The sequence below is a fragment of the Legionella jamestowniensis genome, assembly GCF_001467745.1.
Classification (GTDB): Bacteria; Pseudomonadota; Gammaproteobacteria; order Legionellales; family Legionellaceae; genus Tatlockia; species Tatlockia jamestowniensis.
In genome coordinates, this window is the sequence record NZ_LNYG01000013.1 from 2140719 (window position 1) to 2157593 (window position 16875).

Here is a 16875-nt window from a genome sequence, read left to right on the forward strand (position 1 = left end):
CCAAGAGGTGACTTAGATGCAAGTTTCTGTTGAGACCTTGAAAGGTTTGGAACGTAAAGTAACAGTTTCGGTACCTACCGAAAAAGTAGAAGAGGAAGTGAGCCTGCGTCTCAAAAATCTTGCTCGCAAAGTAAAAGTTGATGGTTTTCGCCCCGGTAAAGTACCGATGCATGTGGTAAAAAATCGTTTCTCTGACAGTGTTCGTGAAGATGTCGCGCGGGAAATGGTGCAATCCACGTTATATGAAGCGCTGCAAAATGAGAAGTTAATGCCAGCAGGTTCCCCTCGAGTAGAACCCGAGCAAGTTGAGTCTGGTAAAGATTTTATTTATAGCGCTGTCTTTGAAGTACTCCCTGAAATTAATGTCGTTGAACTCAACGATGATAAAATTGAAGTGATCAAAGCTCAAGTCTCGAATAAAGACGTAGATGCCATGATCGAAAAATTACGTGAGCAGGCAAAAGAATGGTCAGAAGTTTCACGTGCTGTGGCTAATGGTGATAAAGCTGTTATTGATTTCGAAGGCTTTTTAGGCGATAAGGCATTTGAAGGTGGCAGTGCCCAAGGTTATGAAATTGTTGTCGGCTCTGGCTCAATGATTCCTGGTTTTGAAGAAGGATTGGTCGGCGCCAAACAAGGGAAGCCGTTTGAAATTAAGGTTACTTTCCCTGAGGATTATGGCCATAAAGATTTGGCGGGTAAAGAAGCCACCTTTAAAATTACGGTACAAAAAGTGTTTGAAGGCAAATTACCGGAGCTTAATGACGCTTTTGCGAAAAAATTTAATATCGAGGAAGGTGGTATAGAAGCCTTGAAGAAAGATATTAAAGAAAATATGGAGCGTGAATTAGAGCGTCGTGTGAGCGCAATGAATCGTGAGAAAATCTTTGATAAATTGATGGAAGTGAATCCTTTTGATTTACCAAATGCATTGATTGACCAAGAAATAGAGCATTTGAAACATGAAATGTATCACCGACTTTTTGGTCATGAGCATTCAGATAATGAGACAATACCGGATTTCCCCAGGGCATTGTTTGAAGAGCAAGCCAAACGTCGTGTTCATCTGGGATTACTCTTTTCTGAATACGTTAAAAAACATGAGCTCGTAGCTGATAAAGCACGTGTAGACGCGATGATTGAGAAATTCGCCAGTGCTTATGAGAAACCTGAAGAGCTTCGTGCCTGGTATCAAAGCAGTAAAGAACGTCTTGGTGAAATTGAAGCTTTGGTGATGGAAGAAATGGTCGCCGAGAAAATCAGCGAAAATGCCAAGCTTGTCGATAAAAAAATGAATTACGAGGATGTCATGAATCCTAAGAAAGAGACCAAAAAAGAGGGAGCATAACTATGGCGGCTTATTCAGAGAACTTGATAAGGAATGCCAGCGGCTTGGTGCCCATGGTTATTGAGCAAACCTCCCGCGGTGAGCGCTCTTATGACATCTACTCAAGGCTTTTGAAAGAACGGATCATTTTTTTGCTGGGTGAAGTTGAAGACCATATGGCTAATCTGGTTGTAGCGCAGCTACTGTTTTTAGAATCAGAAAATCCAGATAAGGACATCTCGCTTTATATTAATTCACCAGGCGGCGTGGTAACCGCAGGGCTTGCAATTTATGATACAATACAGTTTATCAAGCCGGATGTAAGTACATTATGTATTGGCCAGGCAGCAAGTGCTGCTGCCCTTTTGCTCTGTGCCGGTGCAGAAGGTAAGCGTTTTTGTTTGCCAAATTCTCGAGTGATGATTCATCAACCGCTAGGAGGCTATCGAGGACAGGCAACGGATATTGAGATTCATGCTCGTGAGACGTTGGCGGTGCGTGAGCGCCTTAATAATATCATGGCAACTCATACTAAAAAAACGCCGGATCAAATCATGCGTGATACGGAGCGTGATAATTTTATGAGCGCCCAACAAGCTGTGGAATATGGTTTGGTAGATAACGTTCTCTACAACCGCGATATATTAGCAGAAACCAAATAATTGGTTGCCAGTTATTTTTTCTTAATAGCTGGCAAGTTTATATTTGGCGTTATTTTTTCAATTGTCTAAAATTTTACTAAGGCTTGTGCTTAAAGTTGCAAAGAAAGGAAATAAAATCTGGAGCAAAGATAGTCGCGGCAGATAGTTAAATACTATTGCATCAGTTTTGTTCCAGCCGACTTCCCTCTGAAAGACTTTAAGGATAAATCTTCCAGATTGCGACTGCTTTTTGGTAACAGTAAGAAAGGGGTTTGTAGATGAGTAAAACCGGTAACGGCGAAGGTGATAAAATTTTGTACTGTTCATTCTGCGGTAAGAGTCAGCATGAAGTAAAAAAATTAATCGCAGGTCCATCAGTATTTGTCTGTGATGAATGCGTTGAGCTTTGTAATGATATAATTCGTGAAGAAACTCAGGAAATCCAGGAAGAAGCTGAGGCTCGTTTACCTACACCTAAGGAAATTGCCACTTTTCTGGATGAATACGTCATTGGACAGCCTCATGCGAAAAAAGTTCTATCTGTGGCTGTATATAATCATTACAAACGTTTGCACCATAAAACTGAGGACGGTATTGAATTGGGTAAAAGTAATATTTTACTCATCGGACCTACAGGTAGCGGTAAAACGTTGCTAGCGCAAACATTAGCCAGAATTTTGAATGTACCTTTTACCATGGCCGATGCAACGACGCTGACTGAAGCAGGTTATGTTGGAGAAGACGTCGAAAACATTATTCAGAAACTCTTACAAAAATGTGACTATGACGTTGATAAAGCCCAGCAGGGTATCGTTTATATTGACGAGATTGATAAAATTTCACGCAAATCCGACAATCCCTCTATCACGCGTGATGTATCCGGTGAAGGGGTGCAACAGGCTTTGCTTAAATTAATAGAAGGCACCATTGCATCTGTGCCCCCACAAGGTGGCCGTAAACACCCACAACAAGAGTTTTTGCAGGTTGACACCTCAAATATTCTGTTTATTTGTGGTGGGGCCTTTGCCGGTCTTGATAAAGTTATTCGAGAACGCAGTGATAAATCGGGTATTGGTTTCTCTGCGCAATTAAAGAATAAAAAAGACGGCCAGGACATGGAAAAGGTATTAAGTGCCCTTGAGTCGGAAGATCTGGTTAAATACGGCCTCATTCCTGAGTTCGTAGGACGGTTACCCGTAGTGACTACTCTGCAGGAACTTGATGAAGATGCTTTGATTGATATTCTTACCAAACCAAAAAATGCCCTCACTAAACAGTTCCATGCGCTGTTTAAAATGGAAGGAGTCGAACTGGAATTTCGTGAGGAAGCCTTACACTTAATTGCCAAAAAAGCACTGGATAGAAAAATTGGCGCCCGTGGTTTACGTGCTATCCTTGAAAATATACTTTTAGACACCATGTATGAATTACCTTCAATGGAGGGTGTTAACAAAGTAGTTATTGATGAAAATGTAATCAACAACACTGGCAAACCTATCCTTATCTATGAAGGTGATGAAAGCAAACAATCTGCTGCAGGTGGACGAGAATAAGACTGTGCGGCAGCACTGTCCTGCATAGTGGCTATACGTTGCAGGGCAGTCCAGGTTTCTATTTTGCCTTAAGGTGCGGACAAAATTTTCAACTAAAGGCGGTTGTGCTTTTCTCATAGGATTATCGTTTAAATAAGGGCTTATTATGTCTAGCGAAAGCGAAAATGAAATCATGCCAAATGAAAATGAAGAAGTGACGTCACTGTTACCTGTTTTACCGCTGCGGGATGTGGTTGTCTATCCGCATATGGTCATTCCTTTGTTTGTTGGGCGGGAAAAATCAATTAAGGCACTTGAAGCATCCATGGTGGATAATAAGCAGATTTTTCTGGTTGCTCAAAAAAAATCTTCCCATGATGATCCTGGAGCAGAAGATATTTATGCAGTTGGTACCATATCAAGTGTCTTGCAAATGCTTAAATTACCCGATGGCACCGTGAAAGTTCTAGTCGAGGGGGAGCAACGCGCACAAGCTAAGGAATACACCCAGGAAAGAGGCTTCCTCGAAGCTACTCTGGAGGGGATTGAGGAAGTAAACGAACAAATGCAGCAACAGGAAATTGAAATTCTGATGCGCTCTCTTATGTCTCAATTTGAACAATATATTAAACTCAACAAAAAGATTCCGCCTGAAGTATTAAGTTCGTTGGCCAGCATTGAAGAACCAGGACGGCTTGCAGATACCATCGCTGCCCATTTGTCACTGAAAGTGGATGATAAACAAGAGTTACTTGAAATCCTTGATGTCGGTACACGTCTCGAGCGCTTAATGGCTGCAATAGAAGGCGAAATTGATTTACTTCATGTTGAAAAACGAGTTCGTGGCCGCGTCAAGCGACAAATGGAGAAAAGCCAACGCGAATATTATCTAAACGAACAAATGAAGGCTATACAAAAAGAGCTTGGGGACCTAAGCGAAGAAGGAAATGAAATCGAACAGCTTGAGGCGTCGATTAATAAAGCGGGGATGCCTAAAGAAGCCAAAGAAAAGGCATTATCTGAGCTACAAAAATTAAAAATGATGTCACCGATGTCGGCCGAAGCAACGGTTATTCGCAATTATCTGGATTGGATGTTAACTGTCCCATGGAAAAGAAAAAATAAAATTCAGTTCGATTTAAGTAAAGCCGAACGTTTGCTCGATAAAGAGCACTACGGACTTGAGAAGGTCAAGGAACGTATTCTTGAGTATCTGGCAGTACAGCAGCGTGTAAAACGATTAAAAGGACCTATTTTATGTTTGGTCGGGCCTCCAGGGGTGGGTAAAACCTCCTTAGGTCAATCGATTGCCAACGCGACAGGCCGTACGTTCATCCGGATTGCTTTAGGTGGTGTGCGGGATGAGGCAGAAATTCGTGGACATCGACGCACTTATATTGGTTCAATGCCAGGAAAAATTATTCAAAAACTCTGTAAAGCAGGTGTAAAAAATCCGCTCATCATGCTCGATGAGGTGGACAAAATGGCCATGGATTTCCGGGGCGATCCTGCATCAGCTTTACTGGAGGTTTTAGATCCGGAGCAAAATCATACCTTTAGTGACCATTATCTGGAAGTCGATTATGATTTAAGCGATGTAATGTTTATTGCTACCGCTAACTCACTGGAAATCCCTGCCCCCTTACTTGATCGTATGGAGGTCATACGTTTACCAGGTTATACCGAAGATGAAAAAATCCACATCGCAGAAAGCTATTTGATACCGAAGCAGTTGGTGTTGAATGGTCTGAAACCAGAAGAAATTAACATTGCCGAGAGCGCTGTTCGTGAAATCATCCGCCATTACACACGTGAGGCGGGTGTACGTAATCTTGAGAGGGATATTGCCAGTGTTTGTCGTAAAGTTGTTAAGGAAATCTTAACCGGCAAACGCGTTAAAAAAGTAACCCTAACACGCAATAATATTGAGAAATATCTGGGCGTTAAGAAATTCCGTTATGGTCTTGCAGAAGAATATGATCAGGTAGGGCAGGTTACAGGTTTAGCCTGGACCAGTGTTGGTGGAGAACTTCTAACTATTGAAGCGTCTATGATGCCTGGTAAAGGTAAAACAACCCATACCGGTCAGCTTGGTGAGGTTATGCAGGAATCTATCCATGCAGCAATGACGGTAGTAAGAAGTAGGGCAAAATCCTTTGGAATAGCTGAGGATTTTTATGACAAGAATGATTTTCACGTCCACGTGCCCGAAGGTGCAACCCCAAAAGATGGTCCTAGCGCAGGTATAGGAATGTGTACAGCGCTTGTTTCAGTCCTAACGCAAATTCCTGTACGTGCAGATGTAGCTATGACAGGGGAAATTACGTTAAGAGGACAGGTGCTTCCAATTGGTGGATTAAAAGAAAAACTTTTGGCAGCACATCGTGGTGGAATTAAGCATGTTATTATTCCTGAGGAAAACCGCAAAGATCTTGAAGAAATTCCTGATAACGTTTTAAAGAAACTGACCATTCATCCAGTTAAGACGATTGAAAAGGTTCTCGAACTAGCTTTGCAGCGTAGTCCGGTCAAAAACGAACCAACTTCAGGTCACTCTGAGATAATTTCGGGCAAAAATACAAAAAAAATTAAGAATAAGGATTTACATGCCCATTAATACCGGGTATATTTCACTCCGTTGCCCGTTACTGGTGGGCGATGCAAGGATGTGATTGCTTGACTGTGGTTGATGATTTTGATTTAATCGCCACGGGTAAGGAAAGAATAACTGATAGGGGAAAAGATGAATAAGAGCGAATTGATTGAAGCTATTGCAAATGGTTCAGGCGTAACTAAAGCAGACGCTAGTCGAGTTCTCGATACTTTTATGACTACCGTGACCGACGCTTTAAGAAGTGGTGATCAAGTTGTATTACCAGGTTTCGGTTCTTTTTCCACTGGTAACCGTTCTGCGCGCACTGGTAGAAATCCGCAGACAGGTGAAACCATCGAAATCAAAGCTTCAAGAGTGGCCAAGTTTAAAGCTGGCAAGTCACTAAAAGAAGCCGTGCAAGAAGCGTAAGTTTTTTGGGTGCTTAGCTCAGCTGGGAGAGCATCGCCCTTACAAGGCGAGGGTCGCAGGTTCGATCCCTGCAGCACCCACCAAGAATTGGAGTGGTAGTTCAGTTGGTTAGAATACCGGCCTGTCACGCCGGGGGTCGCGGGTTCGAGCCCCGTCCACTCCGCCAGATTAACGCGCCGAAGGGCGCGTTTTTTTTACCAGTCATGTACTGAATCTGAAATTTCTTTTGCGAATTACCCAATTATGGAACATCAAACATGTTGCAGAAGCTGAACGAACGCATACAAGGCCTTGTAGCTTGGATAGTCATTATCCTTATCGCCATTACTTTTACGCTTTTCGGCGTTGACTATTACATGCAATCACATCAGGCTTCCAATGCTGTAGTGGAAGTTAATGGACAACCCATTTCTGCGCAGGCTTTTGAAATTAATTATCGAAGGGCTCGTCAGCAGCGTGAAGCTGCACAAATGACAGCGACTACTGAAAAAGCGTTAAAAAAAGAAGTCCTCGAAGACATGATTCTGAATGAAGTGTCTGTGCAGGCAGCCAGAACCAGTGGCTTTGAAGTCAGTGTTGAACAGGCGAATGCCGCAATAGTGAGCATTCCTCAATTTCAGGAAGATGGCCATTTCTCTGCTGAGCGTTATCAACAGGCTTTAAGTGGCGCCATGTTTACACCAGAGTCTTTTCAAAAGGAAGTTAGACAAGGAATGCTGCTTAATCAACAACGCTTCGCATTTATAGGCAGTGCTTTCGCCTTACCCAATGAAATAAAACGTTTTGTAAAGCTTTATATGCAAACGCGGGATTATGATTATTTACAAATTCCTATCTCTTTGTTTATGAAAAATATCAAGGTTTCCGACGAAGCCATTAATGCTTATTATCAAAAGCATCAGAAAGAATTTATTGCGCCGGAAAAAGTAGCCATAGAATATGTGCGTTTATCGATGCAAGCACTGCGAGATCAAATTAAAATTAGCGACGAAGAGCTCAAACGCTATTATGATGAAAATGAAAGTAGCTTTTTAACACCAGCTCAATGGCAAGTCGCTCAGATCCTTTTTGCTGTCCCTAACGATGCTTCTTCTGAAGCCGAAGAACAGATTAAACAAAAAGCTGAGGAAGCCTACCAAGCTTTACAAAAGAATCCTGCTCAATTTGAAGCGTGGGCAAGAACGAAGTCTGACGACAAATTAGCAGCGATGAATAATGGGGTTCTTCCTTGGATGGTTGCTGGACACAGCGAATTTGATAAGGAGTTGGCTAGCTTAACCACGAAGGGTCAAGTTTCATCACCAATAAAAGCATCACATGGTTATGTGATTTTTAAATTGTTGGACTATAAGCCCGCCACAGTGAAACCACTTGAAGAAGTCCAACCCGAGATAAAAGAGCAGTTGATCGGGGAGCTCGCGCAAACCAAGTACGCTCAGGCACTTGAACAGCTGAGTGATTTAAGTTATCAATCACCTGATTCCTTACAGCCCGTAGCGGAGGCTTTGAACTTATCAATCGAAAAAGCACCACCCTTCTCACGACGAGGTGGTAATGAGGAATTAACCAAGAATAAAGACGTAGTGAATGCAGCCTTTAGCCATGATGTTTTAGAATTAGGGAATAATAGTGAGCCTATTCAGCTCGATAATGATAGCGTCATTGTTCTGCGTGTTGATCAACATATTCCGGCAGCAGAGAAACCGTTGACTGACGTGAAAAATTATATCGCAACGAAACTGGCCAAAAAGGAAGCTGAACAACAAGCCCAGAAATTGGGTGCGACCTTTTTATCCTCAAAAATAACACCAGAATCACAAGAAAAGTTATTGGAAACCAACCAGATACAATGGCATCAAGTCGAACAAGCAACGAGGGAAACTGATAAAGCTGATGCAGAAATAAATGACTTAGCCTTTAGTTTGGCTCGAACCAATAGTGAAGTAGGACGCAGTATAAAAAATGGCGATTTTGTGATTGTTCGTTTGAAAAAAATAAACGATGGCCAATTTAAATTATTGGACAAGGAGCAACAAGCTAGTATAGCCCAGCAAATTGAGTCCAGCTATGGAGTGATGGATTACGACCTGTATGTAAATAGCTTATTGAGCAAGGCGAAGATCGATAGGCATTAAACCAAGGGGGAGTAATGACTCAAAAATTCACTGATAACCTGTTGGCTACCTTATATTTGAATATCTCTAAAAGATATAAAGGGTTAAAAGATGAGGCTTTTAACCCAGACCGAAGCGTAATTTATTCACAGATAGCTAATGAATTAAGTTATGAACTCGCCACGCCATTAAGCAGTTTACATCAGCTTGCTGAAGAAGAAAAATTCAAGGTATTTACCGTTCTAAATACTTTTTTTGCTTCCCTTCCAAGACATGCTTCTTATCCTCAAATTACCTATGTGTTTATCCCCCAGAAAATAAATATTTCTGACAGTAGATGGCATCATCATTCTTGCTATTGCCCCCATAATAGTTTGTTTACCTGGTTGTATTATGATTCACTTTTTTATCGACCTGGTCGATGGTCTAGTATTAATAATCACCATAGCCACTCCAGCAAGAAAAAAGAAGAGGTCATGCTGTTACTGCTAATTACAATGATGGCTATTGCTGTTGGTGCAGCTTTTGTAGCAGCTTATTATTTATTAAGAGAATTTCTCGATAGTCAGGAACGTCTTTGGATGGACGAGGGTTGGCTACAAGCTGTTATTAGTTTTTCAAGTGCTATTGGTAGTACGGCTGTTGCTGGTTTATTTGCGGCGCTATTTGCTTCAGCGCCACTTGCTGCATTTGCTGTGGCTGCTGGAATTAGTAATCCTGTAGGTGTTGTAGTGCTCGGGGTGATTTGTTTATCACTGATAGGTGGGGCGCTAGGTTGCTTTATTACAAATCAAATTCAAAATTACATTATTAAAGAGAATAATAAGGATGCGTTAGACCCGCTTGATCCTCATCGCTATGGATTAACTCCTGCTCAAGAGTATAATTTGATACAGAAAGGGTTAGATCCTATTAAAGTTAAATGTGCCATTGTTGCTTTACATGAGCAAATCGGTAAGGAAATCCCTCCACTCTTACACCGCATTTTTTCAGATAGTGACGGAAAACAAGCTCTTCTAAAGCAAATTAGGGATTTACGGAACGGACAAACAGGATACATGATTACAGTTGGCACCGGGTCCAGTCAGTTAAACTTTGATTTGCGTTCTCCAATACCTGTTCAGCCTAATATCCATACACATTCATCTAGAGATGAATATAACCCAGAGCCTTCCGCTCCTCTAGCATATCCAGGATATGTTTACTGATGATTGCACGCGGTCATTGCGAGCGTTAGCGAAGCAATGACGCGATTTTCTAAATTTTTACCTGTATAAAAGAATAATCATAAAAATATTCTTCACGACGGGATTGTTAATTAAGTAATAACTCGTTTAAAATTTAATCTGTCGAACAGCACTAGTAGTAAAAATGAAAACCATTCCACGGATAATTTGCTTTTTTCTTTGCTTCACATGGCTTATCCTAAGTTTTGCCAGCCACGCAGGTTGGGGACATAGGCATTATCACCATCATCCTTACGGTTATGTGCCTGGCGGTTATTATGACAGAGGATGGTATCCTGGTTGGGGTGGCCCTAATGTGATTATCAACGTACCTGTGATGCCCGCTCCAGTTTATGTTCCTCCGCCCGTCTATGTGCCACAATATATTCCTCAATGCGAAGTTGTTGAAGTGTGCAGTCCTGATGCATGTTGGTTAGAACAGGAATGCCGTTGAGGCATGACGAAAAAGCCCATTCGGAGTTAACTCAATTCATTCAACCAAAATATAATTTGGCTTGGTGTTTAATGCTTGTTTTACTATTTTCTTATGGTAGTCTTTAGCCATTTACTCTTTTTAACTTCTCTACGAGATTTAATTATTGAATGTTTAAATTCTCAAATTTAACGCCATCGCAGCAAGCGATGGCAGGTTTTGTTTTATTAGCAGCTTTTTTTATAATGGCCCGTTTGTTTTTATGCAATGGGACGCTTGGTTTGGATGAGGCAGAACAGATCGTTTTTGCTCAAACATTATCAGCGGGGTATCCCTCACAGCCGCCATTATATACCTGGTTGCAATATTTCTTTTTTCAAAGTTTAGGGGTCAGTTTATTCAGTTTCGCCCTCTTAAAATACAGTCTTTTGGTGCTTTGCGTGTATGTCTATCATCAAATCTGTTGTCATTATATTAAAGACTCATTGTTGGTATGGTGTGCAACACTTTCGTGGGCGTTAATTCCTAACATCAGCTATGATTTGCTTCCGCATCGAACCCATGCCATTTTAGCATTATTGGCAGCTTGTTTAACCTGGTATTGGCTGATTAAGCCTTCTCAAATGACAAAATTGTGTTGGTCAGTTGTCTTTGGTTTTATTGTAGGTGTGGGTCTATTATCAAAGTTTAATTATTTAATCTTTTTGGCTGTGTTTGTTTTAACTGCTTTATCAGTTAAAGAATATCGCCTGAAACTCGTAAACTGGCAAATTCTTATTACTATTTTTGTCGCGTTGTTGCTCTCAAGTCCATATTGGTTTTGGTTAGTTAATCACACACAAATAGGATTGTATTCCTCCTATAAGTTAGCTATTCCAGGAGAAAGTCAATGGCATGGAATAATTCGCCTATTTGAAGTATCAGCCTGCTTTGCCATTCCGCTAATTTTAATCTGTATTTTTTTCCCTGTGAGGCGCCAGCACGGTGTGGTTAATTCTCCAAATCAGCTTTTATGGCGTTACCATCTAATAGTCATCCCTTTTTTATTGTTAGTGGTTGTGGCGGCGAAACTTCATAATGTAAAAACCCATTGGGTGCTTCCTCTGTTTTTCATGGTACCTCTGTGGATATTCACACATGTTGATCCGCAACATTACTCCAAAGATTATGCTAAGCGTTTTTTAGGATTATGCTTGGTGGTGCAACTGGCATTAGCGGGCTTATGGATACTTCGCACCCCCTACCTTGCTCAATTTCCCTTAAATGATTTTGCTAACGTGATAAAAAAAGAACAACATCCAGTATCAGCCATCATCTCTGACTCGCATTGGTTATTAGGTAGTCTCATGTTAATGTTGCCGAATCATGCTGGCATTTTAATGCACCCCGTAAAGCCAATAGTATTGCCGGCAGGAGATTTACTATTCGCCTGGGAAGGCGAGCAAATGCCTTGGTGGATAAGTAGTCTCGCATCGGCAACCTCCCAACCTCTGGGGAGTCCGTTGACAACCCGCAATAATAAAGCCGCAATAAGCCATTTATACCGTTACCAGGCTAGTTAGTGGCTGATAAAGTGAATTAAGGAAGCTTGTGTTGTTTTTTTAAAGATTGAATGTTTTCCAATATTAATCTTTTCAACCAAATCACACCATCATCATATTGGCTTTTGCTATGGGTGACCAAATAGATGGGCGTGGGTTCCAAACTAAAGGGCAGGGGTTGCATTCCTAGCAAGAATTGTTCGGCGAAAATATTAATTAAAAAACTTGGTGCTGTGGAAATGACCGTATCCGAACGAGCAACAGCAAAAATTGCTGGTAATATATTATTTACAAATAATATGTCGTTACGAATCATTTTTCTTTTTAGCAAATAGTCTGCTGAATGACTAAATCGTTCTTCATTAAAACTAAAAGCAATATGCTTGCTTGTTAAATAGTCTTCTAAAGACAAGGGTTTTTTAATAATGGGATTGTTCTTGCTGGCAAAGCAAATGATTTCTTCTTCATACAATTTTTGGATCTCAAGGTGCGGCGAAAGTGTATAGTCGTCGATAGCACCTATTGCAAGATCAATATTATTCTCCACAAATAAAAGAGAATCATCTGCCATCGCTTTGATGGTTGTCTCAATAACAATATGAGGAAGTTTTTCAAGAGAAGCAATCAGCACAGGAAGAAGAATTAATTCTACATAATCGGGTAAAGCAATTTTAAATGTTCTTTTAGATTTTAAGGGATCAAACTTTTCTTTCGGTTGCAAAATATTACTGAAGCTTGACATTATTATTTCTAATTGAGGCTGTAATTCCTTGGCCTTAGGTGAAAGCAGGTAGTGTCCTTTTCCAGGAATTAAGAGGGGATCCTGAAATAACTCTCTAAGTTGTTTAAGGGAAGAACTCATCGCCGGTTGGCTTATAAAAACCTTAGCCGCAGCCGCACTTACATTTTTTTCTTTGAGTAAAGCATCTAAATGCAGCATTAAGTTTAAATTAATTTTTTTGAAAGAGGTCATTTCTTCTGATCCCTGGAGCCCGCTCTTTGATCTTAGCATAAATTTTACTTATAAATGCCATGAAAAAAATTCGTTTTACATATAGGAAGAGGAAAGGATTTATTTGAAGCTTAGGATGGAAAGGGTTTCCAGATGCTTGGTCCGAGCATCTGGAAGTATCACTTATTCAAGATCAGTCATAGAAACGGCATGATAGCCAGCATCGACGTGAACAACCTCTGCTGTAATGCCTGAGGCTAAATCTGAGCATAAAAAGGCCGCAGCATTACCTACTTCCTCTGCAGTAATATTACGTTTTAAAGGAGTGCTATTGGCATAGACTGACTGCATTTTGCGAAAATCCTTAATTCCGGCGGCAGCCAATGTCTTAATGGGGCCTGCAGAAATAGCATTCACTCGAATACCCTTAGGACCTAAGCTGGCTGCCAGATAACGTACAGAGGCTTCTAGACTGGCTTTGGCGATACCCATTACGTTATAGTTGGGAACGGCTTTTTCAGCGCCATAATAGCTTAACGTTAGAATAGAGCCTTGGGTGTCTTGCATCATAGGTTGTGCTGCTTTTGCCAAAGCAATTAAGCTATAGGCGCTAATATCATGGGCAATGCGGAAACCATCTCGATTCACATGCTCAACAAAATCACCACTAATTTGATCGGCTGGAGCAAAAGCAACAGAATGGATCAGAATATCCAGCTGATTCCAATGACGATTTAATTGTTCAAACACAGCCTGGACTTCAACATCATTGGCAACGTCGCAAGGGAAGGTTAAATTTGAGTTAAATTCCGCTGCCATGTTTTCGACACGACTTTGCAATTTTTCATTTTGATAGGTAAAGGCAAGTTCTGCACCTTGTTCATGAAAAGCTTTTGCAATACCGTAGGCAATGGATCGATTGCTTGCAAGACCAACGATTAATGCTTTTTTTCCAGTTAAAAATCCCACATTACTCTCCTCTAATTATCGAAGTAGTCATCCTATAAGTAATTCTCTCTATCCGTCCTCTTGAGTATCCCAATCACACTGTGGCAACCATCAAAAAAGACGACCGTCATCCCGAACGTAGTCAGGGAGCCTTTGTATCAGGAGATGTCTCACTACGTTCGACATGACGTCGTCTTTGGGAGTCGCAAAAGAAAATCCTCCCGCCTAAATATCGGATGGCTTGCTGGAGATCCTCCGCTGTGCCCGGGATGACGTGATATCCCTGGTATAACATACATTTCTTTATTCTTCATGATGCCGTTTTGCAATTGTATTTATCCACTACACCTTATCCGTTGTAGCCACACCGTTGGTATGCGTTGCAAGCAGTTCTCGCATTTTGGCCTGAATCATGTCAATGGCAATACGATTTTCACCACCACGAGGAACGATAATATCTGCATAGCGGCTTGATGGTTCTATAAATTGGAAATACATAGGCCTTACTGTTGTTTCATATTGATGGACAACAGATTCAAAGGAGCGATGACGCTCAACAACATCGCGTTTTAAGCGGCGTGTCAGACAAACATCTAAAGGGGTGGACATGAAAATACGAATGTCCATGATTTCTCTTAGTGCTTTGTCACTAAATAAAAGGATCCCCTCCAAAACAATAATGGCATGTTGACCAATGTGGCGTGTTTCTGGTAGGCGAATGTGTTTAGAATGTGAATAAATAGGAATATCAACAGCTTTGCCTTGTTGCAGATTGCGTAAATGTTCGCATAATAGCGCATGATCAAAGGCATCAGGATGGTCGTAGTTGATTTTTTCTCGTTCGGCGAAGGGCAAATGACTATTGTCTTTGTAATAAGCATCCTCTGAAATGACCACCACCTGTTCAGAGCCCAATTCATTGACAATAGTATTGGCTAGGAGACTTTTTCCTGAAGCTGAAGGGCCGGAAATTCCAATAATAATCGCTTTTTTACTCATGATTCTATCATTCAAAATTTTGTGCAAATGGTAAGGGTTTATAAGGATAAATTCAATCCAAAAATACAACTAATCCCGCTATTGTTGGGGTTTTTCCTTTATATAAGCTTAAAATTATCGTTCGCGTTGACGTTTCAACAGGACATAAAGTGCCCCACTTCCCCCATCTCGCCCTAAGGCGCTGTAAAATGCCAAAACCTGAGGAAATTGGCGTAACCAGTGGTTAACCAAATTTTTAAGAATCGGTGCTTCACCATTATGGCTACCCTTTCCATGGATAATTAATACACAACGATGGGTCAGTAAAGTTTGCTCCAAAATATAATTAATTAGTGTTTCTTTTGCAGCCTCAGGTCTGAGACCATGCAAATCCAAACGGGATTCCCATCGAATCTCCCCCTGTTTTAATTCACGAAGACGCTTGTTAGGAATACTATGGCTGCAGTAGGAAAGTAAGGTATGAGCCTGTACTTCTTCCGGATAGTAATCGGATAAGTAAATAGCATGATTTTTTCTCTCGGGAAGCAATTCTTGTGGTTTAGACACCGATGCGCTTGGTTTTTCCGCAATCCAATTCATTTTTTTATTTTGTTGCAGCGGCTTTACTACACCTGCCATTTTGCGAAATAGCGCTTTATCTTCCTCGGATAAGAGATCGTCAGACATACATAATCTTCAACTTTTTACAAATTCATTAGAAATTATAGTCGTTATTTGGCGTGTGATTAAAGATTTAAAATTAACTATTGGCTGGTTTAAGATAATAAATTGTCAGTTATATTATTAACCAATAGGTTAATTTTTAAGCCCGTTCTAATAGTCAAGAGGTTTAAAAGAGCTTGTCGGCTGTACAATATGTTGGTTTTGTTGTTTTAACTGGATATCATGATTAATAATTAACTTAATTCCTGTCGTAAGGGCCATTGCAAATTTTTCATTCTCCTTTCTAATTGGTAATTTCGATAAGCTGTTAACCAATAACTCCATGATTTTGCGGTGCTTTAAAACTCCATTTTTAGGGGGCTCAAGCTTAAGTAGTTCATCATGGATAGAATTAAAGGGATCCCGTGCACGCAAACCAGGGGGTAATTTACTGGGTGGAAACAAAGAGTAAAGTTGTTCTAATAAACTAATTTGAGTGTTACAGGGGGTGGGGGATGCAACGATAGGCAACCATCTGAGCAAAGGTTCATATTCTGAAATAACGTCATCAAATTCCATTTTTCTCATGGGTAAATTATCTTTTAAATAAACAGCGTCATCAAGAACTAATCCGTTACGGATATGGTATTTGGAAAAGAATCCAGGTTTATTGATTGATTCTTGGTTAAAAACAGGATTATCAATGAAATCAGGATTTCGTTTATTCGCCCGCTTCGTTAATAATTCATGAATCAACGGTAATGTGGAATCTATTCTCATAGTCAAATCAGCATTTTTAAAATATTGTTCGCTGATTTTAAGTAACTCAGTATTCCAATAGATTGGGCTACTAAAATCTGGTCTTGTCAAATCAAAAATATATATCCAGGGCGTAAAATCATGATCATTTCTTAAAGAAGCTGACACTCTTAATAAATCAACAGGGTTATTCTCCAGAAAAGGGCGTTGTTTATGCTCTTCCATGATGACATATAATTGAAATAAATGTGAAAATTCCCCATGCGCTACATCAGCGCCTGGATCTTTGAACATGTATCCTTGTGAAATTAAAATCCCCGCAAAGCTACTATCTGGCAATAAACCATAAACTTCAGGCAAACAGGATGGTAAGTTCACTAATTTTCGAGTCTCTTGCTCTTGGCTTTTATCAATACAAAAAGCTTCCCCGCCTTGGTTAAACCCATTATCTTGAAAATAAGATAAAAAAAATGAAGTTAATAAATGTTTTTTACCATGTTTTTTACTAAATTCTTGCAGCTTTTTTTCTAGCTCTAACAGATGAGTATTCGCTACCTCACCAATTTTTATTCGTATACGCTCATAATCTTTAAGATAAGACTGTGGATATTGAAGATAACATCCAGTTAAGAACTGTTTGCTGGTATCGTTGTCTTCCTTAATTGCTTCGATTGCCATGATAATAGCCCATTTGTTTTGCCTTATTATAGACTAACTTCCTATATATCATTTGGCTCAA

Annotated in this window: 14 protein-coding genes and 2 tRNA genes; 11 read left to right on the top strand and 5 right to left on the bottom strand. The window is 40.4% G+C overall.

What is annotated here, in order from left to right:
* Positions 1 to 16: 16 nt before the first annotated feature.
* The 11 genes from tig (at position 17) to Ljam_RS13955 (ending at position 11857) form a co-directional block, all read left to right on the top strand.
* Complete coding sequence (tig, locus tag Ljam_RS13905; protein ID WP_058450587.1) at positions 17 to 1348, top strand: trigger factor; 1332 nt, start codon at positions 17 to 19, stop codon at positions 1346 to 1348.
* Between the two features lie 2 nt (positions 1349 to 1350).
* Positions 1351 to 1989 (top strand): ATP-dependent Clp endopeptidase proteolytic subunit ClpP, encoded by a 639-nt coding sequence (gene clpP, locus Ljam_RS13910; protein WP_058450588.1) that lies wholly within the window; start codon positions 1351 to 1353, stop codon positions 1987 to 1989.
* Positions 1990 to 2246: 257 nt separating this feature from the next.
* The gene (gene clpX / locus Ljam_RS13915) at positions 2247 to 3521 is read left to right on the top strand and encodes an ATP-dependent Clp protease ATP-binding subunit ClpX (RefSeq protein ID WP_058450589.1); all 1275 of its coding nucleotides are present in this window, start codon (positions 2247 to 2249) and stop codon (positions 3519 to 3521) included.
* A 145-nt stretch (positions 3522 to 3666) separates the two neighbouring features.
* Positions 3667 to 6117, top strand: coding sequence for an endopeptidase La (lon, locus tag Ljam_RS13920; protein ID WP_058450590.1), 2451 nt, complete (start codon positions 3667 to 3669; stop codon positions 6115 to 6117).
* Positions 6118 to 6243: 126 nt separating this feature from the next.
* Positions 6244 to 6522 carry an HU family DNA-binding protein gene (locus tag Ljam_RS13925; protein ID WP_045105272.1) on the top strand — a complete coding sequence of 93 codons (279 nt, stop codon included), beginning with the start codon at positions 6244 to 6246 and terminating at the stop codon, positions 6520 to 6522.
* 7 nt (positions 6523 to 6529) lie between these two features.
* Positions 6530 to 6605: transfer RNA gene (locus tag Ljam_RS13930), tRNA-Val, on the top strand.
* A 6-nt stretch (positions 6606 to 6611) separates the two neighbouring features.
* Positions 6612 to 6688: transfer RNA gene (locus Ljam_RS13935), tRNA-Asp, on the top strand.
* A 91-nt stretch (positions 6689 to 6779) separates the two neighbouring features.
* A complete protein-coding gene (locus Ljam_RS13940; RefSeq protein ID WP_058450591.1) occupies positions 6780 to 8657 on the top strand; it encodes a SurA N-terminal domain-containing protein in 1878 nt (625 codons plus the stop codon).
* 14 nt (positions 8658 to 8671) lie between these two features.
* Positions 8672 to 9844, top strand: a complete 1173-nt coding sequence (locus Ljam_RS13945; protein WP_058450592.1) for an MFS transporter — start codon at positions 8672 to 8674, stop codon at positions 9842 to 9844.
* A 163-nt stretch (positions 9845 to 10007) separates the two neighbouring features.
* Positions 10008 to 10316, top strand: a complete 309-nt coding sequence (locus Ljam_RS13950; protein WP_058450593.1) for a hypothetical protein — start codon at positions 10008 to 10010, stop codon at positions 10314 to 10316.
* Between the two features lie 149 nt (positions 10317 to 10465).
* Complete coding sequence (locus tag Ljam_RS13955; RefSeq protein ID WP_058450594.1) at positions 10466 to 11857, top strand: glycosyltransferase family 39 protein; 1392 nt, start codon at positions 10466 to 10468, stop codon at positions 11855 to 11857.
* A gap of 16 nt (positions 11858 to 11873) precedes the next feature.
* On the opposite strand, the gene lelA is transcribed toward Ljam_RS13955, so the two are convergent.
* The 5 genes from lelA to Ljam_RS13980 form a co-directional block, all read right to left on the bottom strand.
* Positions 11874 to 12809 carry a LysR family transcriptional regulator LelA gene (gene lelA, locus Ljam_RS13960; protein WP_058450595.1) on the bottom strand — a complete coding sequence of 312 codons (936 nt, stop codon included), beginning with the start codon at positions 12807 to 12809 and terminating at the stop codon, positions 11874 to 11876.
* Between the two features lie 162 nt (positions 12810 to 12971).
* Entirely contained in the window at positions 12972 to 13757 is a 786-nt protein-coding gene (locus tag Ljam_RS13965; protein ID WP_058450596.1) for an enoyl-ACP reductase FabI, read from the bottom strand.
* A gap of 321 nt (positions 13758 to 14078) precedes the next feature.
* Complete coding sequence (gene udk / locus Ljam_RS13970) at positions 14079 to 14735, bottom strand: uridine kinase (protein WP_058450597.1); 657 nt, start codon at positions 14733 to 14735, stop codon at positions 14079 to 14081.
* A 114-nt stretch (positions 14736 to 14849) separates the two neighbouring features.
* Positions 14850 to 15401, bottom strand: coding sequence for a Smr/MutS family protein (locus Ljam_RS13975; protein ID WP_058450598.1), 552 nt, complete (start codon positions 15399 to 15401; stop codon positions 14850 to 14852).
* 147 nt (positions 15402 to 15548) lie between these two features.
* Positions 15549 to 16814, bottom strand: coding sequence for a LirA/MavJ family T4SS effector (locus Ljam_RS13980; RefSeq protein WP_058450599.1), 1266 nt, complete (start codon positions 16812 to 16814; stop codon positions 15549 to 15551).
* Between the last annotated feature and the right edge of the window lie 61 nt (positions 16815 to 16875).